This is a genomic window from Streptomyces sp. NPDC058741 (assembly GCF_042746715.1).
In the GTDB taxonomy this organism is placed as follows: domain Bacteria; phylum Actinomycetota; class Actinomycetes; order Streptomycetales; family Streptomycetaceae; genus Streptomyces.
In genome coordinates, this window is sequence record NZ_JBHYQH010000028.1 from 1 (window position 1) to 20,593 (window position 20,593).

18 protein-coding genes are annotated in these 20,593 nt (G+C 73.0%); 14 read left to right on the forward strand and 4 right to left on the reverse strand.

Features of this window, described 5'->3' with window-relative positions; all coding sequences use genetic code 11:
• From treS to ACFW6P_RS21650, 4 genes are all read left to right on the forward strand, one after another.
• On the forward strand, window positions 1-1,361 hold a 1,361-nt coding region (gene treS, locus ACFW6P_RS21635), incomplete at its 5' end, for a maltose alpha-D-glucosyltransferase (RefSeq protein WP_386424386.1).
• A 28-nt stretch (window positions 1,362-1,389) separates the two neighbouring features.
• Entirely contained in the window at window positions 1,390-2,760 is a 1,371-nt protein-coding gene (locus ACFW6P_RS21640; protein WP_386356695.1) for a maltokinase, read from the forward strand.
• 3 nt (window positions 2,761-2,763) lie between these two features.
• A complete protein-coding gene (gene glgB, locus ACFW6P_RS21645) occupies window positions 2,764-4,971 on the forward strand; it encodes a 1,4-alpha-glucan branching protein GlgB (RefSeq protein WP_386356698.1) in 2,208 nt (735 codons plus the stop codon).
• A gap of 111 nt (window positions 4,972-5,082) precedes the next feature.
• Entirely contained in the window at window positions 5,083-6,171 is a 1,089-nt protein-coding gene (locus ACFW6P_RS21650; RefSeq protein WP_386356701.1) for a glutamate--cysteine ligase, read from the forward strand.
• Between the two features lie 31 nt (window positions 6,172-6,202).
• On the opposite strand, the gene ACFW6P_RS21655 is transcribed toward ACFW6P_RS21650, so the two are convergent.
• Complete coding sequence (locus ACFW6P_RS21655) at window positions 6,203-6,403, reverse strand: DUF6480 family protein (RefSeq protein WP_386356704.1); 201 nt, start codon at window positions 6,401-6,403, stop codon at window positions 6,203-6,205.
• A gap of 149 nt (window positions 6,404-6,552) precedes the next feature.
• On the opposite strand from ACFW6P_RS21655, the gene ACFW6P_RS21660 reads away from it, so the two are divergent.
• Complete coding sequence (locus ACFW6P_RS21660; RefSeq protein WP_386356707.1) at window positions 6,553-8,451, forward strand: AMP-dependent synthetase/ligase; 1,899 nt, start codon at window positions 6,553-6,555, stop codon at window positions 8,449-8,451.
• Between the two features lie 117 nt (window positions 8,452-8,568).
• On the forward strand, window positions 8,569-9,003 hold the full coding sequence (locus tag ACFW6P_RS21665; protein ID WP_386356709.1) for an ATP-binding protein: 435 nt from the start codon (window positions 8,569-8,571) through the stop codon (window positions 9,001-9,003).
• Between the two features lie 38 nt (window positions 9,004-9,041).
• Here ACFW6P_RS21665 and ACFW6P_RS21670 read toward each other — a convergent pair whose 3' ends face one another.
• Window positions 9,042-9,413: a PRC-barrel domain containing protein gene (locus tag ACFW6P_RS21670; protein WP_386356711.1), complete on the reverse strand. Its 372-nt coding sequence runs from the start codon at window positions 9,411-9,413 to the stop codon at window positions 9,042-9,044.
• Between the two features lie 331 nt (window positions 9,414-9,744).
• On the opposite strand from ACFW6P_RS21670, the gene ACFW6P_RS21675 reads away from it, so the two are divergent.
• From ACFW6P_RS21675 to ACFW6P_RS21710, 8 genes are all read left to right on the forward strand, one after another.
• A complete protein-coding gene (locus ACFW6P_RS21675; protein ID WP_386356713.1) occupies window positions 9,745-10,146 on the forward strand; it encodes an STAS domain-containing protein in 402 nt (133 codons plus the stop codon).
• Between the two features lie 266 nt (window positions 10,147-10,412).
• Window positions 10,413-11,300 (forward strand): STAS domain-containing protein, encoded by an 888-nt coding sequence (locus ACFW6P_RS21680; RefSeq protein WP_386356716.1) that lies wholly within the window; start codon window positions 10,413-10,415, stop codon window positions 11,298-11,300.
• Window positions 11,297-11,716, forward strand: a complete 420-nt coding sequence (locus tag ACFW6P_RS21685; protein WP_386356719.1) for an STAS domain-containing protein — start codon at window positions 11,297-11,299, stop codon at window positions 11,714-11,716. The genes ACFW6P_RS21680 and ACFW6P_RS21685 overlap by 4 nt, the downstream gene beginning before the upstream one ends.
• Window positions 11,716-12,156, forward strand: a complete 441-nt coding sequence (locus ACFW6P_RS21690) for an anti-sigma regulatory factor (RefSeq protein WP_386356894.1) — start codon at window positions 11,716-11,718, stop codon at window positions 12,154-12,156. Before ACFW6P_RS21685 ends, ACFW6P_RS21690 begins: the two co-directional genes overlap by 1 nt.
• Window positions 12,156-13,583, forward strand: coding sequence for a SpoIIE family protein phosphatase (locus ACFW6P_RS21695; protein WP_386356722.1), 1,428 nt, complete (start codon window positions 12,156-12,158; stop codon window positions 13,581-13,583). Before ACFW6P_RS21690 ends, ACFW6P_RS21695 begins: the two co-directional genes overlap by 1 nt.
• The gene (locus ACFW6P_RS21700; RefSeq protein WP_386424389.1) at window positions 13,580-15,325 is read left to right on the forward strand and encodes a PP2C family protein-serine/threonine phosphatase; all 1,746 of its coding nucleotides are present in this window, start codon (window positions 13,580-13,582) and stop codon (window positions 15,323-15,325) included. The genes ACFW6P_RS21695 and ACFW6P_RS21700 overlap by 4 nt, the downstream gene beginning before the upstream one ends.
• A gap of 231 nt (window positions 15,326-15,556) precedes the next feature.
• A complete protein-coding gene (locus ACFW6P_RS21705) occupies window positions 15,557-16,927 on the forward strand; it encodes an NAD(P)/FAD-dependent oxidoreductase (RefSeq protein ID WP_386356728.1) in 1,371 nt (456 codons plus the stop codon).
• Window positions 16,928-17,013: 86 nt separating this feature from the next.
• On the forward strand, window positions 17,014-19,257 hold the full coding sequence (locus tag ACFW6P_RS21710) for an FUSC family protein (protein WP_386356731.1): 2,244 nt from the start codon (window positions 17,014-17,016) through the stop codon (window positions 19,255-19,257).
• A gap of 22 nt (window positions 19,258-19,279) precedes the next feature.
• Here the strand turns inward: ACFW6P_RS21710 and ACFW6P_RS21715 are convergent, their stop codons facing one another.
• Both ACFW6P_RS21715 and ACFW6P_RS21720 read right to left on the reverse strand, forming a co-directional pair.
• Window positions 19,280-19,714, reverse strand: coding sequence for a hypothetical protein (locus ACFW6P_RS21715; protein WP_386356734.1), 435 nt, complete (start codon window positions 19,712-19,714; stop codon window positions 19,280-19,282).
• A 28-nt stretch (window positions 19,715-19,742) separates the two neighbouring features.
• Complete coding sequence (locus ACFW6P_RS21720; protein WP_386356736.1) at window positions 19,743-20,582, reverse strand: DUF1206 domain-containing protein; 840 nt, start codon at window positions 20,580-20,582, stop codon at window positions 19,743-19,745.
• Window positions 20,583-20,593: the final 11 nt, after the last annotated feature.

Here is a 20,593-nt window from a genome sequence, read left to right on the forward strand (position 1 = left end):
ACCACACCAGCGACCAGCACCCGTGGTTCCAGGAGTCACGCAAGGACCCCGACGGCCCCTACGGCGACTACTACGTGTGGGCCGACGACGACAAGGGCTACCCCGAGGCGCGGATCATCTTCGTCGACACCGAGACGTCGAACTGGACGTACGACCCGGTGCGCGGCCAGTACTTCTTCCACCGGTTCTTCTCACACCAGCCCGACCTCAACTACGAGAACCCGCGCGTCCAGGAGGAGATCCTGGCCGCGCTGAAGTTCTGGCTGGACCTGGGCATCGACGGCTTCCGGCTGGACGCGGTGCCGTACCTCTACGCATCCGAGGACAGCAACTGCGAGAACCTGCCCGCCACGCACGCCTTCCTCAAGCGGGTCCGCCGCGAGATCGACGCCCAGTACCCCGACACCGTGCTGCTCGCCGAGGCCAACCAGTGGCCCGAGGACGTCGTCGACTACTTCGGCGACTACGCCACCGGCGGCGACGAGTGCCACATGGCGTTCCACTTCCCGGTCATGCCCCGCATCTTCATGGCCGTACGCCGCGAGTCCCGCTACCCGGTGTCGGAGATCCTCGCCAAGACGCCCGCCATCCCCTCGGGCTGCCAGTGGGGCATGTTCCTGCGCAACCACGACGAGCTGACCCTGGAGATGGTCACCGACGAGGAGCGCGACTACATGTGGGCCGAGTACGCCAAGGACCCGCGGATGCGCGCCAACATCGGCATCCGCAGGCGGCTGGCCCCCCTGCTGGACAACGACCGGCACACCATCGAGCTCTTCACCGCCCTGCTGCTGGCCCTGCCGGGCTCGCCGATCCTCTACTACGGCGACGAGATCGGCATGGGCGACAACATCTGGCTCGGCGACCGCGACGCCGTGCGGACGCCGATGCAGTGGACCCCGGACCGCAACGCCGGGTTCTCCACCTGCGACCCGGGCCGCCTCTTCCTGCCGGCGATCATGGACCCGGTCTACGGCCACCAGGTCACCAACGTCGAGGCGTCGATGTCCTCGCCCTCGTCGCTGCTGCACTGGACCCGCCGCATGATCGAGATCCGCAGGCAGAACCCCGCGTTCGGCCTCGGCTCGTACACCGAGCTGCCCTCCTCCAACCCCGCGGTGCTCGCGTTCCTGCGGGAGTACGAGGACGACCTGGTGCTCTGCGTCAACAACTTCGCGCGGTTCGCCCAGCCGACCGAGCTCGACCTGCGGGAGTTCGCCGGGCGCGTTCCCGTGGAGCTGTTCGGCGGGGTCCGCTTCCCGGCCATCGGCGAACTGCCCTATCTGCTGACCCTCGGGGGCCACGGCTTCTACTGGTTCCGGCTCACTCGAGTCGCATCCCGCATCGGCCGGCGACTGTGAGCATGCGCCGACGAAAGGAGGCGTGACCATGCCGAAGACCGCATCCCTCCACCCGGGTCTCACGCGCCTGGCCGAGCCCATGGAGTCGCTCGGCGGGCTGCTGCGCGACTGGCTGCCCCGGCAGCGCTGGTTCGCGGGCAAGGACCGGCCCGTCACCGAACTCGGCCTGCTGTCGATGACCGAGCTCTTCCCGGGCTGTCTGCACCTCCTCGTGCACGCCGGTCACTCCGGCCACACGGGCGTGCCCTCACCGGGCGGCGCTCCCCCGGCCGGCGACTGCTACCAGTTGCTGCTCGTCGTGCGGGAGCACCCGTCGCCGCGGCTCGGGCGGGCGCTGATCGGGCAGGTGCGGGACGGGCCGCTGGCCGGCCTGACGGTCTACGACGCGCTGCACGACCCGCGTTCGGCGCAGCTGCTGCTGGACCGGCTGCGCCACCCGGGCACCGCGGGGCCGCTGCGCTTCGAGTGCGACCCGGACCAGCGGGTGCCCGGCGGCCTGGTGCCGCGGCTGCTGGACGCGGAGCAGTCCAACTCCTCGCTGGTGTACGGCGACGAGTACATCCTGAAGGTCTTCCGGCGCATCCAGCCGGGCGTCAACCCGGATCTGGAGGTGCCCGGGGCGCTGGCCCGCCAGGGCTGCCACCGGGTCCCGGCGCCCGTGGCCTGGTTCCAGACGAGGCATCCGTTCAAGGCCACCCTCGGTGTGCTCCAGCCCTACCTGCGGGACGCCTCCGACGGCTGGACGCTCGCGCTGCACGCCCTGGCCGCCGGGGACGACTTCACCGTCCAGGCCCGTGCGCTGGGCGCGGCCACGGCGGAGGTGCACCTCGCGCTGGCCTCGGCGTTCCCGGTGGGCGAGCCCGGCGAGAACGGGAGCACGGCGGCGTCGATGACCGAGCGGCTGGACGCCGCCGCGCACTGCGTACCCGCGCTGCAGCGGTTCGTGCCGGGCCTGCGGACCGCGTTCGCCGCGCTCACCACCTGCGACGCCGGGCCGCCCGCCCAGCGCATCCACGGCGACCTGCACCTCGGTCAGGTGCTGCGGGCCGGACGCGACTGGTTCGTGATCGACTTCGAGGGCGAGCCGTCCCGGCCGCTCTCCGAACGGCGCAGCGCCCACTCCCCCGTGCGGGACATCGCCGGGATGCTGCGCTCCTTCGACTACGCCGCCCGGCAGCGCCGTCCCTGGCGCCCGGAGTGGGCCCGCCGCTGCCGTGAGGCGTACTGCGCGGGCTACGCCGCCCGCGCCGGCTGGGACCCCCGCAAGAAGCACGGACTGCTCCGGGCCTACGAGACGGACCGGGCCGTGTACGAGGTGCTGTACGAGGCACGGCACCGCCCCGACTGGCTGCCTGTACCGATGGCGGCGATCGAGCGCCTCGCCGTGAGAGGAGACTGAGCCGTGGCCCTGCGCGACACCTCAATCCCGGAGCCGTCCCGCCCCGTCACGACCGCGGCCGCGCCCGCCCTGAGTCCACAGGACCGGGGGCGGCTGCTGGCGGGTGCCCACCACGATCCGCACGCGCTGCTGGGCGCCCACCCGGTGCCCGGCGGGGTCGTGTTCCGGGCGCTGCGCCCCTTCGCCCGCTCGGTGAGCGTGGTGATCGACGGCCGGCGCACGGCACTCGTCTCGGAGGGCGACGGCCTCTTCTCGGGCGTGCTGGCGCTGGACGCGATCCCCGCGTACACCCTGCACGTGGCGTACGAGGGCGGTGAGCAGGAGACGCACGACCCGTACCGCTTCCTGCCCGCGCTCGGCGAGCTCGACCTGCACCTGATCCGCGAGGGCCGGCACGAGCAGCTGTGGCAGGCGCTCGGCGCGCGGCCGATGACCCACGGGGGCGTGTCCGGCACCCGGTTCACGGTGTGGGCGCCGAACGCGCAGGGCGTGCGGGTCGCCACGGACTTCACGTACTGGGACGGCACGCAGTTCCCGATGCGGTCGCTGGGCGCGTCCGGGGTGTGGGAGCTGTTCCTGCCCGGTGTCGGCGAGGGCACGGCGTACAAGTTCGAGATCCACTCCCGGTACGGCCACCGGTTCCTGAAGGCCGATCCGATGGCCCGCCGTACCGAGGAGCCGCCGAACACGGCGTCGATCGTGACGGCCTCGCACTACGCGTGGGGCGACGCCGAGTGGATGGCGCACCGCGCCGACACGCCGGTGCACGAGGCGCCGATGTCGGTGTACGAGGTGCATCTGGCGTCGTGGCGTCCCGGTCTGGACTACCGGCAGCTCGCCGAGGAGTTGCCGAAGTACGTCACGGACATGGGCTTCACGCACGTGGAGCTGATGCCGGTCGCCGAGCATCCCTTCCACGGTTCCTGGGGCTACCAGGTCACCGGCTTCTACGCACCGACGGCCCGTCTCGGCACCCCCGACGACTTCCGGTTCTTCGTCGACGCCTGCCACCGGGCCGGCCTCGGCGTGATCATGGACTGGGTGCCGGCGCACTTCCCGAAGGACGACTGGGCACTGGCCCGGTTCGACGGGGAGCCGCTGTACGAACCCGGGGACGACCGGCGCGCGGAGCACCCCGACTGGGGCACCTACGAGTTCGACTTCGGCCGCACCGAGGTGCGCAACTTCCTGGTCGCGAACGCCGTGTACTGGTGCGAGGAGTTCCACATCGACGGGCTGCGCGTGGACGCGGTGGCCTCGATGCTGTACCTGGACTACTCGCGCGAGGACGGCCAGTGGGAGCCCAACGCCCACGGCGGCCGGGAGGACCTGGCGGCGATGACGTTCCTGCAGGAGATGAACGCGACCGTGTACCGGCGCGCGCCCGGCGTGGTCACGATCGCGGAGGAGTCCACCGCGTGGGGCGGGGTGACGCGGCCCACCGAGACGGGCGGGCTGGGCTTCGGGCTGAAGTGGAACATGGGGTGGATGCACGATTCGCTCGAGTACATCGCGCACGAGCCGGTGCACCGCAGGTACCACCACCACGAGATGACGTTCTCGATGGTGTACGCCTACAGCGAGAACTACGTCCTGCCGATCTCCCACGACGAGGTCGTGCACGGCAAGCAGGCGCTGGTGACGAAGATGCCGGGCGACTGGTGGCAGCGGCGGGCGAACCTGCGCGCCTACCTCGGCTACATGTGGAGCCACCCGGGCAAGCAGCTGCTGTTCATGGGGCAGGAGTTCGCGCAGGGGGCGGAGTGGTCGGTGGAGCACGGGCCGGAGTGGTGGCTGCTCGACGAGGGCTACCACTCGGCGGGCGACCACCGGGGCGTGCGCGACCTGGTGCGCGACCTGAACACGGCGTACCTGGCGACGCCGGCGCTGTGGCAGTGCGACACCCGGCCGGAGGGGTTCCGGTGGGTGGCGGTGGACTCGGCCGACGACAACGTCTTCGCCTTCCTGCGTTACGACGCGCAAGGCCGGGCGCTGCTGGCGGTGTCCAACTTCTCCCCCGTCGTCCGGCAGGACTACGGCCTCCGGGTCCCGGGCGACACGGCCGCGTGGCAGGAGATCCTCAACACCGACGACCCGCGCTACGGCGGCAGCGGCGTGAGCAACCCGGACGCGGTCAAGCCGGAGGACGGCCACGTGCGGCTCACGCTGCCTCCGCTGGCCACCGTGTGGCTGACGCCGTTCGCGCCGTGAAGTCCGCTCGCCGCACCAGGTGTCCGACCCGCCGGTGAGGGGCACTGGGGGTCTACCGCCGGGAGCCCCCGGTGGCCGACGCTTCAGGCTCACGGAAAGGGCGGGCATCAGGTGCGCACCGTCGGAGTGGAGGAGGAGCTCCTCCTGGTCGATCCGGAGACCGGCGAACCGCGCGCGCTGTCCGCAGCGGTGCTCGCCCGGGCCGCGCAGGACGACGCCGATCAGGATGTCTTCGAGAAGGAACTCCACGAGCAGATGCTGGAGTTCGCCACGCATCCGCAGTCGTCGATGGAGAGCCTGCGGGCGGAGATCGTCCGCTGCCGCAAGGAGGCCGCCCGGCACGCCGGGGAGATCGGCTGCACGGTCGCGGCGCTGGCCACCTCGCCGCTGCCGGTCAGCCCGGCCATCGGCGTCAACCGGCGGTACCAGTGGATGGCGGACCAGTACGGCATAGCCACCCGGGAGCAGCTCGTCATGGGCTGCCATGTGCATGTGTCGGTGGAGTCCGACGAGGAGGGCGTCGCCGTCATCGACCGGCTGCGGCCGTGGCTGCCGGTGCTGAGGGCGCTCAGCGCGAACTCGCCTTTCTGGCAGGGCACGGACACCGGGTACCACAGCTATCGCAGCAGGGTGTGGCTGCGGTGGCCCTCGGCCGGCCCGACCGAGATCTTCGGCTCCGCCGAGCGGTACCGCCGTCTGATCGCGGACATGGTGGCCACCGGCGCCATCCTGGACGACGGGATGATCTACTTCGACGCGCGGCTGTCGCAGCGCTACCCGACGGTGGAACTGCGGGTCTCGGACGTCTGTCTGCACTCCGGTACGGCCGTGCTGATCGCCACCCTCGTGCGCGCCCTGGTGGAGACCGCCGCGCGTGAGTGGCGGGCCGGCGGGGAACCGCTGGACCACAGCGTGAGCCTGCTGCGGCTGGCCGACTGGCAGGCGGCCCGCGCCGGGCTGACCGGTGAGCTCCTGCACCCCGCGACCATGCGGCGCATGCCCGCGGAGTCCGTCGTACGGGCCCTGCTGGAGCACGTCGAGGCGGCCCTCGACGGCACCGGTGACCTGGAGCGGGCCCGCGCGGCGTGCCGTGAGCTGCTGCGTGACGGCAACGGTGCGCAGGTGCAGCGCGAGCTGATGGAGCGCACGGGCAGTCTGCGTGACGTCGTCACCGGGTGCGTGCGTCACACGCAGGGGTGAGACGTGCCGTGCTCCCCGAGGGGGGCGCGGGTCAGAGGATCAGGACGAGGACGTAGGCCAGGAAGAAGGCCACGACCAGGATCACCAGGACCATGATCACGGTCAGCGGCGCCTTGGCCCAGCCCCTGATCGGATCGCGGGTCTCGCGCGGCAGCGCCTCGGGCATGCAGGGCACGCCGCCGCCGGGCTCCAGGCCGGTGCTGCGCTCGGGACCGGGACCGTCGTGGCTCATGTCCTCGGGTCCCCCGATCACGGCGAGATCACCAGTCGATCCACTTCCGTGTTAGCCGACCCCGAAGGGTCCCGCCTGGACTACATTCGAGCACCGCCGATGACGGTACCCGTCGGCAAGGTCACACCCCGTACTTACAGGAGCAGTGCATGCGCGACCTCGCCCTCGCTCCACCGGCCGTCCCGCCCCTGACCGGCGGGCTCGCCGACAGTGTGTTCGAGATGGCGGACCGCGAGCCCACCCGGCCGGTGCTCGCGCGCCGCGCCGACCCGGCCTCCGGGACCTGGGAGGAGGTGACGGCGATCGAGCTGCGCGACGAGGTGGTGGACGCGGCCAAGGGCCTGATCGCTTCGGGCATCGCGCCCGGTCACCGCGTGGCCATCATGGCGCGCACCCGGTACGAGTGGACGGTCCTGTGCTACGCGCTGTGGGCGGTGGGCGCCGAGGTCGTCCCGGTGTACCCGACGTCGTCGCGCGACCAGGTGGAGTGGATCCTGCGGGGCTCCGGCTGCGTGGCCGTGGTGGTCGAGGACGAGCAGGGCGTGATGACGGTCGGCTCGGTGTGCGCGGCGCTTCCCCTGCTGCGGCACGTGTGGCAGCTGGACGCGGGCGCGCTCCGGGAGCTGGCGGTGCGCGGACAGAACGTGCCGCGCACCACGGTCGACTCGATGCGCCGCATCGTGCTGCCGGACTCCACGGCCGTGATCGCCTACACCTCCGGCACGACCGGCCACGCCCTGGGCTGCGCCCTGAGCCACCGCAACCTCGCCGGCCCCTGCGACACGCTGCTGGCTGGCTGGGGGCACACGGCGGCGGCGCCCGGCGAGCAGGGCTCGGTGCTCGCGTTCCTGCCCTTCTCCCACGTGTACGGGCTGATGATCCAGGGCCTGTGCGTGCGCGGGGGCCTGCTGATGGGTCACCATGCCGATCTGGGCGGGGAGGCGCTGTGGTCCGCGCTGCGCTCCTTCCGGCCCACGTACTTCTACGCGGTCCCGTCGGTCTTCGAGAAGATCTACAAGAACTTCCTGCGCACCGCGCAGCAGGCGGGTCACGGCGGACTGTTCGAGCGGGCGGCCGGGACGGCGCGGGACTTCGCCGCGGCCCTGGAGCGCCAGCGGCTCGGCCGGGGCCGCGGACCCGGTTTCGACCTGAGGCTGCAGCACGCCCTGTACGAGCGGACGGTCTACCGCCGGCTGCGGGCGGCCCTCGGCGGCCGGGCGCGGCGGGCCCACTCCGGCGGCTCGCCCCTCAGCCGCGACCTGTCCCTCTTCTACGAGGGCATCGGCATCTACGTGCACGACGGGTACGGCCTGACCGAGACGGCCGGCGGGGTCACGATGCAGCCGCTGGGCAGGGAGAAGTCGGGGACCGTGGGCACGGCCCTGCCGGGCACGGAGATCCGGGTGGCCGGGGACGGCGAGATCCTGGTGCGCGGCCCGTCGGTGTTCCAGGGGTACGTGGGCGACGCGGCGGCGACCCGGGCCGCGCTGCGCGGGGGCTGGCTGGCGACCGGGGACCTGGGACAGCTGGACTCCGAGGGCTACCTGACGATCACCGGCCGCAAGAAGGACGTCGTCGTCACCAGCAGCGGCAAGAGCGTGGCGCCGGCCGCGCTGGAGCAGCGTCTGCGGATGCACCCGCTCATCCACCAGGCGGTGGTCGTGGGCGACAACCGGCCGTGCGTGGGTGCCCTGATCACACTGGACCCGGAGTTCCTGGCGCACTGGCGGGCCGCGCTGGCGCTGCAGGGCGAGATGCGCGAGGCGCGGGAGGAGAACGCGCTGCGCGAGGAGGTCGCGCGGGCCGTGGCCGCCGCCAACAGCGCGGTGTCGCGGTCGGAGTCGATCCGGGTGTTCCGGGTGCTGCCCGAGCCGTTCGACGTCACCAACGGGCTGCTGACGCCGTCGATGAAACTGCGCCGGGACGAGATCGTGCGGCGCTACGCCGCCGAGATCGACATGATGTACGCCTCACGCGGGCGTCCCGGCAGGCCGGGCACTCCCGACGACCCGGCGAAAGCGGACGATTCAGACAGCGTGTTCCGCTGAGCGCACGCCCGGACGCGTAGGCCTCGTCCCCTCGGGAACACGCAACGGTGGTGACGCAAGAGAAGGGACGACAGCCCTGACGCCAGCTCTCGCTGACGCCCGGGCCGGAAAGGCGATATGTCAACCGAGCCGCGTGGGGACGACGCCCTGACCTCCGAGGAGATCCCAAGCCGCACGAACAGCTTCGTGGGCGAGCCGCGTGACGTGACGGGAGCACGGCTGGCCGCGGAGGAGTTCCTGCGCGACCTGGCACGCTCCTCGCCGCCCTTCGCCCCCGAGTACTGGGACGACATCCTGCTGGTGGTGACGGAACTGGCCGCCAACGCCGTCCAGTACGCGCCCGGTCCGTTCGCCCTGCGGATGCGCCGGACGTTCGACGGGGTGCATGTGATCCTGCACGACACCAGCACCGCGGAACCCTCGCCCCGCCCCTTCGATCCGCGCAGCGGCGGAGGCGGCATCGGATGGCACCTGATCCACACGCTGTGCGACCAGGTGAGCGTGGTGACCGACGACCACGGCAAGGACGTGCACGTGTTCCTGCCCTGGTGAGACGGGAGCGTCACGGGCGCGAGGCGCCCGTGAGCCGCTCAGACCGTGGCCGTCTCCCGCGGCGGCAGCCTGTGGTAGTAGTCACCCACGGCCCGCAGGTACTCCGGGTCCCTGGTCTCGCTGTCGGTCTGGAAGCGGGGGGCCGCCTTGGCGTCCGACCTGGTGCAGGCCAGTGTGACCTGCTGGGCCTGCACGTCTATTCCGGTGACGACCCCGGCCGGCACCAGGACGCTGCGGCCGAACACCCAGACCCCGGTGTCGACGACCAGGTGCCGCAGGCCCTGCGGGGCGGCCTCCCGGTCCACGTGACCGATCGTTCCGTCGGTGGCTGCGACGGTGTAACCGGTCAGGTCCTGCCCTTCGACGTGACCGCTGTCCGGTGTGTAGGCCCAGATTCTGTCGATGGTCACGCTGCTCCATCCTCCCTGGCGGTGTGCGGATCGCTCGGCGGACGGCTCCCGCCCGCGCTGCTCCACAGCACCAACTACCCTGCTGCCGCACGCGCATTCGGTGTACGCGCAGCCGGCCCGGGGAACCGCGCGGGAAGAACCCGTCCGGATCGGTCGGCATGGACCGGGATTTCGGGGGTAATCGCGGGGGCGCGGTGAAAACCGAGCCGGGCGGCGAAGGGAGGCCCATGAGACACGCCCGCCGAGCCCGCGACACGACCGGCATCGCCCCGCACCCCCGTCACCCCCAGAGGTGACCAGCCCAGGCCGTAGCACTTTGTTGGAGGTACCCGTGCCCCTCGCCCAGAACCCGCTGTCCGTGGAAGTCGAACTGCCCCGGGAGGACGTGGCCCTGATCACGGTCGACGGCTACCTGGACGTCGACACCGCGACCGAGTTCCAGGCCCATCTGGCCAACCAACTCCACCACGGCCGACGCCACTTCCTGCTCGACCTCTCGTCCGTCCCCTTCATGGACTCGTCGGGGATGAACATCATCCTGCGCGTGTACCAGGAGACCCGCGGCGACGCCGGCAGCGTGCACGTCATCCGCCCGACGCCGGCCGTGCGGCGCATCCTCGATCTGACCGGCGTGAGCATCACCGTGCCGATATCGGACAACGTCGAGGAGGCCCTGGCCCGTGTCGACGCGGGTCCGGTGACCCCCGGGGAGCCGGGGGAAGGCGACCTCTGACCCCTGGGCGTCCCCCGGGGCACGGCGCCGTCCGCGACCGGCCGCCGATGCCCACGCTTCGCCCTGCGCGCACGCCCCGGGGCCGGCCGCCGCACGCGGACGGCGGCGGGGTCACACCGCCGTTCCCCCGCACCGGCAACCCCGCCCGGGATCCGGTGTCGTGCGAGGTCGGCGCATGGTTAGAGTTGGCGCCCGGCAAGTGTCACTCGGCCTCTCGTTGCCTGAAGCGGGCTCGGTCGACGCAGCGCGGATGAGGAGAGAAGCAGGTGCCGGAGCACGAAACGGACGGACAGCTCGCCACGCCGACGCAGGAGGTCAGGGACTTCCTGCACCGCCGGCGGGAACAGATCGCCCAGCGGTGGGCGGCCGAGCCTCTGTTCCGTACCGTGTTCTCCGTCTCTCGCGACGAGGCGCTGGAAGCGGGCAAGGTCGTGGTGGACGCGCTGGCCCAGGTGGCCGACTCGGGCCACGTCGAGGACCCGGACGCCGCGGGGTTCAGCGGGGTGCGCGAGCAGCTGGCCCTGATGGGCGCCGCCCGCTCCCGCGCCGGACTGTCCACCACCCAGGTCTCCACCGAGCTGGCCGCGCTGCGCCCGCCCGTGGAGAACCTGCTGGCCGCCGATCTGGAGCAGGCGCCGTCCGAGCACCTGCGGGCGTCCTCCACGGCACTGACCGTGCTGATGGGCACCCTGCGGCTGGTGGCGATGCAGGCGGCGCTCAGCGAGTGGCAGGCGCTCAGCGACCGGCAGCGGCTGCAGCTGATGGAGGTCGCCACGCCCGTCATCCGGCTCTGGGACGGCATCGTGGCCGTGCCGCTCATCGGCACGCTCGACAGCGCCCGCAGCCAGGTGGTGATGGAGACGCTGCTGAACGCGGTCGTCGACCAGCACGCCCGGTTCGCGATCCTCGACATCACCGGGGTGCCGACGGTCGACTCCCTGGTCGCCCAGCACCTGATGAAGACGGTGGCCGCGGCGCGGCTGATGGGCGCCGAGTGCATCGTCTCGGGCATCCGGCCCGCCATCGCCCAGACCATGGTGCACCTCGGTCTGGACCTCGACGTCATCACCCGCGCGAGCCTGTCCGACGCGCTGGGCTACGCGCTGCACCGGCTGGGTGCGGACATCGTGAACCCCGGTGCGGGTCAGCGGTGAGCGAGGCGTACTCCCGTCCCGTCACGGGCCACGTGCCGGTCCTGCGGCTCGGCGACGTCCTCCTGATCACGCTGCAGGGGGACCTGCACGACAGCACCGCGCAGCAACTGCAGCAGGACCTCGCGGAGACCATCTCCCGCACGGGCGTCCGCGGGGTCCTCATCGACATCTCCGGTGTCGAGATCGTCGACTCGTTCCTCGGCCGGGTACTGGCCGAGATCGCCGCGCAGGCCAAGCTGCTGGCCGCGCGGACCGTGGTCGCCGGCATGCGCCCGGCGGTCGCCATCACCCTGGTCGAACTGGGTCTGACGCTGCCGGGGCTGGGCACCGCCCTCAGCACCGAGGCGGGCATGGAGATGCTCACGCGCCAGGCCCCGACCGTACGTCCCGGCGGCCCGCGTCAGGAGACTCCGTGATGCACACCGCCGCGGGCGTCGAGGCCTGCCTGCCCATCCGGTCCGACATGGACCTGGTGTGGGTGCGGCAGCACGTGCGGCAGGCCGCCGCCCTGCTCGGCTTCGGGCTGGTCGACCAGACGAAGCTGGTCACCGCGGCCAGCGAGCTGGCCCGCAACACCCTCGTGCACGGCGGGGGCGGACGGATGGAGGCGAGGCAGGTCAGCCGCCCGGGCGCACAGGGACTTCGGCTGTCCTTCACCGACGAGGGGCCCGGCATCACCGACCTCGACCAGGCACTCAGCGACGGGTACACCTCCGGCGGCGGGCTGGGCATGGGGCTGAGCGGGGCGCGGCGTCTGGTGCACGACTTCGCCATCGACAGCACGCCGGGCGCCGGCACCACCGTGCGGGTCACCTGCTGGGTCGGGCAGCCGCCCCGGCCGCGCGAGGAGGCCTGATGCCGCGCGTGTGGGACGTCCCTGTGCGCGACGCGACGCGGGTGCGCGACGCGCGGGTCGCCGCCGAGGAGGCGGCCGCGATGGCCGGGCTGGACGAGCGGCGCACGGCCGCCGCGGCGCTGGTCGCGACGGAGCTCGCGACGAACCTGCTCAAGCACGCCGACGGCGGGCAGGTCCTCATCGACATCGTGGACGCGCCCGCGCTGCGGCCGGACCGGCAGCAGCCCCGGGTCGTGCAGATCACGGCGATCGACCACGGTCCCGGGATGTCCGACGTCCGCGCGGCCGTGCGCGACGGCTATTCCACCACCCGCTCCCTCGGGGCGGGTCTGGGGACCTGTCGGCGTCTGGCCGACGACTTCGGCCTGCACAGCACGGCGGGCCGCGGCACGGTGGCGGTGGCCCGCTTGGGCGCGACGCCCCGGAGCGGCGACGCGATCGCGCCGCGGGACCGGGCCGGCACGTCCGTGCCCGCGAGTGCTCAGGAGGCTCCCCCGTGGTCCGGGAGCGCGGCACGCGGCGGCGGGGCGCGGCCGGGCCGTGCCGGGCCGGACGGCTCCCCGGCCGAGGTGCCGGCCTGCGGCGCCCTCACGGGCCACGCGGCGGTCGGCGGTGACGAGCTCGGGACGGCGAGGCCGCCCGGCGGTCTCGCCGCGCCTCCCGCGCCGGTGCACCGGACCGGGTCGCGGCCCGCGTCGGCGCCCCCGTTCCCGGACGGCGCCGCCGCCCGGACCCCGCCGCCGCACGATCCGCCGCCCACCACCGGCACGGCCGCCGACCAGGCCGTTCCGGCGCAGAACGGTCCGGTGCCCCTCGCCGGTGTCCGCGCCGGTGGGGTGAACATCCCCTACGGCGGAGCCGAGTACTCGGGTGACGCCTGGACGTGGGTGCGGGCCGGTGACAGGGTGACGCTGATGCTGGCCGACGGGCTCGGACACGGGCCGGAGGCCGCGCGGGCCTCGTCGGCCGCGATCGCGGCAGTGCACCGGTGGGCCCACCTCTCCCCCGCAGCGGCCCTGGGCAAGCTCCACGACGCGCTGCAGAGCACCCGGGGGGCAGCCGTCGCCGTGGCGCAGCTCGACCTCGCCGCCGGCCTGCTGCGATTCGCGGGCATCGGCAACGTCGGGGCGCGGCTGCGCACGGGCGGCTGCTGGCGTCCCCTGCTGTCACGGCCCGGCATCGTGGGCGTGCACCGGCCCTCCACCCTGCGCGAGGAGGAGGCGGACTGGGGGCCCGACCGGCTGCTGATCCTGCACACCGACGGCCTGCCCAGCCGCTGGACACCCCCGTCGGACGCCGGTGTGCCCACGGCCGACCCGGCCGTCACGGCAGCCGTGACGATACGGGACGCGAGCAGTCCTGTCCTCCCGGTGCGGGACGACACCGCCGTGGCCGTGCTGACTCCGACACCGCCGGAACGCCCATGATGCGCACTTGGCAGATCACCACCGTCACCGACGCGGCCCGCGCCCGCATCTCCCTCGCGCGCCTGGCCGCCGCGTACGGGGTGCCCACCCTGGAACGGACGCGGCTCGCCGCCGACCTCAGCGCCCACCTGCGGCAGTGCCTCACCAAGGGCGGCACCTGGCTGCTCACCCTGAACTTCGCGGGGTCCCCGACGGAGGAGGGGCTGCTGCACGCCGTGGTGACCCCGTCGGCGGAGGCCGCGTCCGCCGGGGAGCCGCCGTGGGAGGTCACGGTCACCTGCCCCGAGGCGGCCGAGGCCGCGGAGGCCGGCACCGTCGCCGAGGACCCCGCCGCGCTGGCCGAGGCGCTGCTCGGCGCCGACGAGGACACCGCCGTGGTGCTGGACAAGCTCACCGAGCAGGAGGACCTGGTCGCCTTCCACCGCGAGGAGCTGTACCAGACCAACCAGGGCGTGCTGGCGCTGCACGCCGAGCTGGACGCGGCCGGCCGGGCCCAGCGCGAGGCCTTCGCCGCCGAGCGCAGCGCACGCAACGAGGCGGAGAGCGCCCGCCGCCGGCTGACGTTCCTCGCGGACGCGAGTGCCGTGCTGACGGCCTCGCTCAACCACGAGGAGATCGTGCGCCGGCTGCCGGACCTGCTGGTCCCGGAGTACGCCGGCAGCGTCGACGTCTGGCTGTTCGAGCAGGACGAGGACCGGGACCGCTCGACACCGCACGCGGCCGCCGCTGTCGTGGCGGCCCGCACCGGGCGGCCCCAGTACGCCGCGGACCACCCGGGCAACCTGCCCGGCGTCGACGACCAGCCGCCCTCGGCCCTGCGCCCGGACCGGCCGCTGCTGTGCGTCCCGCTGCCGACCAGGCGGGCGCCGCTGGGTGTGCTCACGCTGACGCCGCCCGGTGCGCGCTGGGACCCGGACGACGCGGTGATGCTGATCGAGCTCACCCGGCGGGCCAGCATCGCGATCGACAACGCCCGGCGCTTCGAGCACAACCGTGACATCGCCGAGACGCTGCAGCGCGCCCTGCTCACGGACCTGCCGGCCACCCCCGGGCTGAGCCTGGCCGCACGGTACCTGCCCGCCACCTACGGGCTGAACATCGGTGGTGACTGGTACGACGCGTTCCGCCAGCGCGACGGCGGGCTCATCACGGTCATCGGCGACGTGACCGGGCACGGTCTGCACGCGGCGGTGATGATGAGCCAGCTGCGCACCGCGCTGCGGGCCTACGCCGTGGACGGTGACAGCCCGGGCCGGCTGCTGACCCGGCTGCACCGGTTCCTGCACCACCTGCAGCCGGACCTGTACGCCACGGCCGTGATCGCCCGGTTCCACCCGGACGAGCCGTCCACGCTGACCTGGGCCGCCGCGGGCCATCCGCCGCCCGTGCTGCGCCTGCCCGACGGGACCGTGCGCACCCTCGACGCCAAGCCCGGCGCCATGCTCGGCATCCCCCTCACGCAGGAGATCGCCGACCACACCGAGGAGCTGCCGCCCGGCTCGACGCTCGCGCTGTACACGGACGGGCTGGTGGAGCGGCGCGCACAGGGCATAGACCCGGGCATCGAGCGGCTGGCGACGGCGCTCGGCCGGTTCCGTTCCCAGGAGCTGGACGCGGATCTGGAGAGCGCGGCGGACCGGCTCCTGCACCCGCTGCTGAGCGATTCCCAGCGCGACGACGACGTGTGCCTGCTGCTGTGTCATCTCCACGGGGACGCGCCCGGTTCCGACGCACGGTCCTGACGCCCGGCCCCGACACCCGGTCCGGCCGGGGCACGCGGGCACGCGTTCTTCACTCCCGCCCGGTGCTTTTCGGCCACCGGGCGGGCATGGTGGTGATCGACGCGTTCGTCTGCCTGCCAACGTCCGGCTGGCGTACCCCTCGGGCACGCGGTAGATCCGAAGGGTGCGAACCGGCGATCCAGGGGCAGTCGGAAGGCGTTCGAGGCAGACCGCCTGGAGCCGCAGAAAGGGATGAACACCGTGACACGACCCAGGATCCTGGTGGTTGGCGCAGGCTTCGCCGGTGTGGAGTGCGTCCGCCGTCTGGAACGGAAACTCTCCCCGGACGAGGCGGACGCCACCCTGGTGACGCCGTTCGCCTACCAGCTGTACCTTCCGCTGCTCCCCCAGGTCGCCTCCGGCGTGCTGACGCCGCAGTCGATCGCCGTCTCCCTGCGCCGCAGCAAGCGGTACCGCACGCGGATCATTCCGGGCGGCGCCATCGGCGTCGACCTGAAGGCGAAGGTCTGCGTCATCCGAACCATCACCGACGAGATCGTCGACGAGCCGTACGACCACATCGTGCTCGCCCCCGGCAGCATCACCCGGACCTTCGACATCCCCGGCCTCACGGAGCACGCGTTCGGGATGAAGACGCTCGCCGAGGCGGCGTACATCCGCGACCACGTCATCTCGCAACTGGACCTGGCCGACGCGAGCCAGGACCCGGCCGAGCGGGCCTCGCGGCTGCAGTTCGTGGTGGTCGGCGGCGGCTACGCCGGCACCGAGACGGCCGCGTGCCTGCAGCGCCTGACGCACGCCGCCGTCAAGCGCTACCCGCGGCTGGACCCGGGGCTGATCAAGTGGCACCTGATCGACATCGCGCCGAAGCTGATGCCGGAGCTCGGCGAGAAGCTCGGCAGCAGCGCGCAGGAGATCCTGCGCCGGCGGGGCATCGAGATCTCCCTGGGCACGTCCATCGCGAAGGCGGGCCCCGAGGAGGTCACCTTCACCGACGGGCGGGTCGTCCCGACCCGCACCCTCATCTGGACCGCGGGCGTCGTCGCCAGCCCCCTGATCGCCACGCTGGGCGCGGAGACCGTCAAGGGGCGGCTCGCGGTCGCCGCCGAGCTGAACCTGCCCGGCAGCGACGGGGTGTTCGCGCTCGGCGACTCGGCCGCCGTGCCCGACCTGGCCAAGGGCGACGGGGCGATGTGCCCGCCCACCGCGCAGCACGCGCTGCGGCAGGGCAAGCACGTCGCGGACAACGTCATCGCGTCGCTGCGCGGTCAGCAGATGCAGCCGTACGTCCACAAGGACCTCGGGCTCGTCGTCGACCTCGGCGGCACCGACGCGGTCTCCAAGCCGCTGGGCGTGGAACTGCGGGGCCTGCCCGCCCAGGCCGTGGCCCGCGGCTACCACTGGTCGGCGCTGCGCACCAACGTCGCCAAGACCCGGGTGATGACGAACTGGCTGCTCAACGCCGTGGCCGGTGACGACTTCGTCCGGACGGGGTTCCAGGCCCGCAAGCCCGCCCGGCTGAAGGACTTCGAGTACACCGACGCCTATCTCTCGCCGGAGCGGGTGCGGGCGCACGTCGAGGGGACCGACCGGCTGGAGTAGCGGGACCGCTCGGGACCTTCCGCTCGGGGCATGACATGCTGAGACGCGGATCTTGGTGTGGATGAGTCGGGAGAGAGTGCGGCGGCGTGAGTGCGGCGGGACGCTCGGTGCGGACACGACTGCGGGACCGGATCGCGGCGAACGATCCCGGACTGCTGCGTCTGACGGCCGGGTTGCGGACTGTCGGCGCCATCGCCCTCACCCTGGCCCCGCTCTCCCTGTTCACGGAGGATGTGCGCCTGCTGGTGGCGGGGGCCATGGCGGCGATGGTCGCCACCTTCGCCATCCAGGAGAAGCAGCCCGCCGCGCAGGCCGTGACCCTCGCGCTGGGGCTGCCGGTGGCGCTGGCCTCGGTGAGCCTGGGCGCGGTGCTCCACACACGGCTGGTCGTCGGCGACGTCTTCTTCGTGCTGCTGATCTTCAGCGCGGTCTACGGCCGCCGGTTCGGCGACCGGGGCACCGCGCTGGGGCTGATCGGCTTCCAGGTCTACTTCCTGTCCCTGTTCGTCGGCGCGACCCCCTCGGAGCTGCCCGCGCTGTACGGCGCCATGGCCCTGGCGTTCGCCTCCAGTGCCGTCCTGCGGTTCGCGGTCGTGCCGACGACGCCCCCGGGTGTCCTGACGCGGCTGCGGCAGGCCTTCCGGGCCCGGCTGGCCCAGCTGGTGTCGGCGCAGATCGAGCTGCTGGACGCCGCCGCCGAGGACATGGACAGGGCGCTCCAGGCCCTGCGCGACGGCACCGCCCGGCTGCACGAGACGGCCATGATGATCCAGGGGCGACTGGAGGAGGGCACCCCGGACGAGGCCGCGGCCAGGCTGGTGCAGCGCCGGATCGCGGACGCCGAGATCGCCGCCGAGCGGCTCGGCCTGCTGCTGCTGACGGCGCGCAGCGCCGAACGGGCCGACACCCTCACCCTGCACCTGCCGGGCGCCCCCGCCCCCTCCCCGGCCGGGCCCGCCGTGCCCGACGAGGCCACGGCGACGCTCCGCCGGGACCTGCGGGCGCTGCACGCCCTGGTGCTGCGCACCGGAAGCGGTGACACGGGCACCGGGCTGGCGCAGGTGCGCAACCGGCTCCTCGGCTACCGGGACGAGGAGAACCTGCCGTCCGCGCCGGCGGCCGTCCAGGACGTCTTCCGCGGCATCGGCGAGGCCGCCCGGGCGGTGATGGGGCTGCGGGTCGCGCTGGACGGTCCGCAGGACGAGTCGGACGACACCCCGGCCACGGCCCGCTCCCGCGAGGAGCTGGACGCCGAGGAGGCCGCGATCGACGGCACCGGCGAGGAGGCGCGGCCGGAGGAGCAGACGGGTCTGCACCGCCCCACGACCCGTGCGGCGGTGCAGGTCGCCGTCGGGTCCTCGCTGGCCATCGTGGGCGGCGAGCTGCTGTCCACGCAGCGCTGGTACTGGGCGGTGCTGACGTGCTGGATCGTCTTCATCAACACGTCCTCGACGGGCGAGATCCTGGTCAAGGGCTACCGGCGGCTGCTGGGGACCGTCTTCGGCGTGGTGGCGGGCATCGTCCTGGCGGGGCTCGTCGGGCAGCACACCTGGACGGCCTTCGCGCTGGTGCTGGTGCTGATCTTCGCGATGTTCTACTCGGCGCCGCTGTCGTACACGCTGATGTCGTTCTTCGTCACCGCCATGCTGGGGCTGCTGTACACGCTGCTGCACACCTACAGCTGGGAGGTGCTGCTGCTGCGCGTGGAGGAGACGGCGCTCGGTGCGGCGTGCGGGGTGGTCGCGGCGGCGCTGGTGCTGCCGGTGCAGACCGACCGCCGGACGAACGAGCTGCTCGGCACGGTGCTGGAGCGGCTGGCCGATGTCACCGAGGCCGCGGTGGGGCAGCTGAGCGGCGGGCCGGCCGACGAGCTGCTGGACAAGTCGCGCGACCTGGACCAGGCCCTGGCCGATCTGCGGGCCGCCACCCAGCCGCTGACCCACCCGGTCACGCCGCTGCGTTCCCGGCGCGACACGGCCCGGTACGTGGTGGCGCTGCTGGAGACGTGCGCGTACCACGCGCGCACCCTGGCGGCGACCGCCGAACTGCTGCCGACGCATCCGTCGATCGCGGCGGACCCGCGGCTGCGCGGGGCGGCGGGGCGCACCGTGCGCAACATCGAGGCGACCGCGGCCCGGGTCGCCGACGCGCACGCGGACGCGACGGTGGAGACCGGGCCGAGCATCGCCTCGCTGCTGGGGTCCGACGCCGGGACGCCGCGCTACGGGCGGATCACCGACCGGGTGCTGCGGCATCTGGAGCGGCTGGACGAGGCCGTGGTGGGCCTCGCCCGGCCGCTGGGGGTGCCGGTGGCGGAGCCCCGGGCCTGAGGGCCGTGAGGGCCGCCGCCCGTCAGAAGTCCGTGGGCAGGCCGCTCACCTCGGCGATGCCGCGCAGTTCCTCGGTCTGCCGGTGCCGTTCCTTGATGTAGTCGGCTATCTCGCCGAGGCGGTCCGGGTCGGAGGCGGTGGCCGCGTCCGTGACGATGCGGACCGGGCCCGCGTCGTCCACGGTCAGTTCGACCACTTCGTTGTCCAGGCGTCCGGTGACGGCGGTCGCGATGACGAGGGCCACCTCGTCGCGGACCTCCTGGGGGAGTTCGTCGCCGTCCCCCGAGTCGAGCGCGAAATCGAGGCTGGACAGGCGTTCCTCGTCGATCGCCTCGAGGACCGGTTCCACCACACGCATCAGGAGGCGGTAGTCCTCCGTGTCCATCCGGATGCGCAGGAGGTCCAGGTACACGTCCACGGGCCGGCCGTCGCCATGCGGAATCTCGGAATCGCTCATGTGCACCGTGTTCCCCGCCCGGCGCGGCTCAGACGCGGCGCCAGCGGGCCATGGCGAAGGAGAACACTCCGAACAGCACCAGACCGGCCGCGACACACACCAGCAGCCATGGACCGAGCGGCGTCCCGGCGAGCGTGCGCAGGGTGTCGTCCATGCCCTTGGCCTGGTCCGGGTCGTAGGCGATCGCGGCGCGGACGGCGAAGACGCCGGCCGCGGCGAACACCAGCCCGCGGGCGGCGCCGCCGGCCACGCCGGTGACGTCCACCAGCTGCAGCGTCCGGCGGCTCGTCCGTCCCAGCCGGAGCTTGTCGTGGTACTTGCGCCGCACCGCCCGGTAACCGATCCAGCAGCCGGCGGCGACGATCGCGACACCGGCGGCGCCGACCAGCCACCGGCCGGCGGGTATCTCCATGAGCCGTGCGGTGGCGTCCCGGGACTGGCGGTCGCTGGACCCGCCGCCGCTCTGATGCCGGGTGGCGGCGAACGACAGGACGGAGTAGGCGACCACGGAGTAGAACACGCAGCGGACCGCCGCCAGCAGCCGTTTGCGCGGCTTGCGGCCGTCCGGTCCGGTGGAGCCGAAGAGGGTCTCGGACAGCCGCCACAGGGCCATGCCGACGAGGCCGATGCCCAGCGCCCACAGCAGGACGGCGCCGAACGGCTTGTGGGACAGCTCCGCCAGCGCTCCCCCGCGGTCGGCCTGCCGCCCCGTGTCCCCGAAGGCGATCTGCAGGGCGAGCGCGCCGACGAGCAGATAGATCACGCCCCGGGCGGTCAGTCCCGCCCGGGCCGCGCCCTCGGTCACCGAGCCCCGTGCCGCACGCCGGGCCAGGAACCCACCGCGTCGTGCCATCGCACTCGTGTTCATTTCATCCTCCC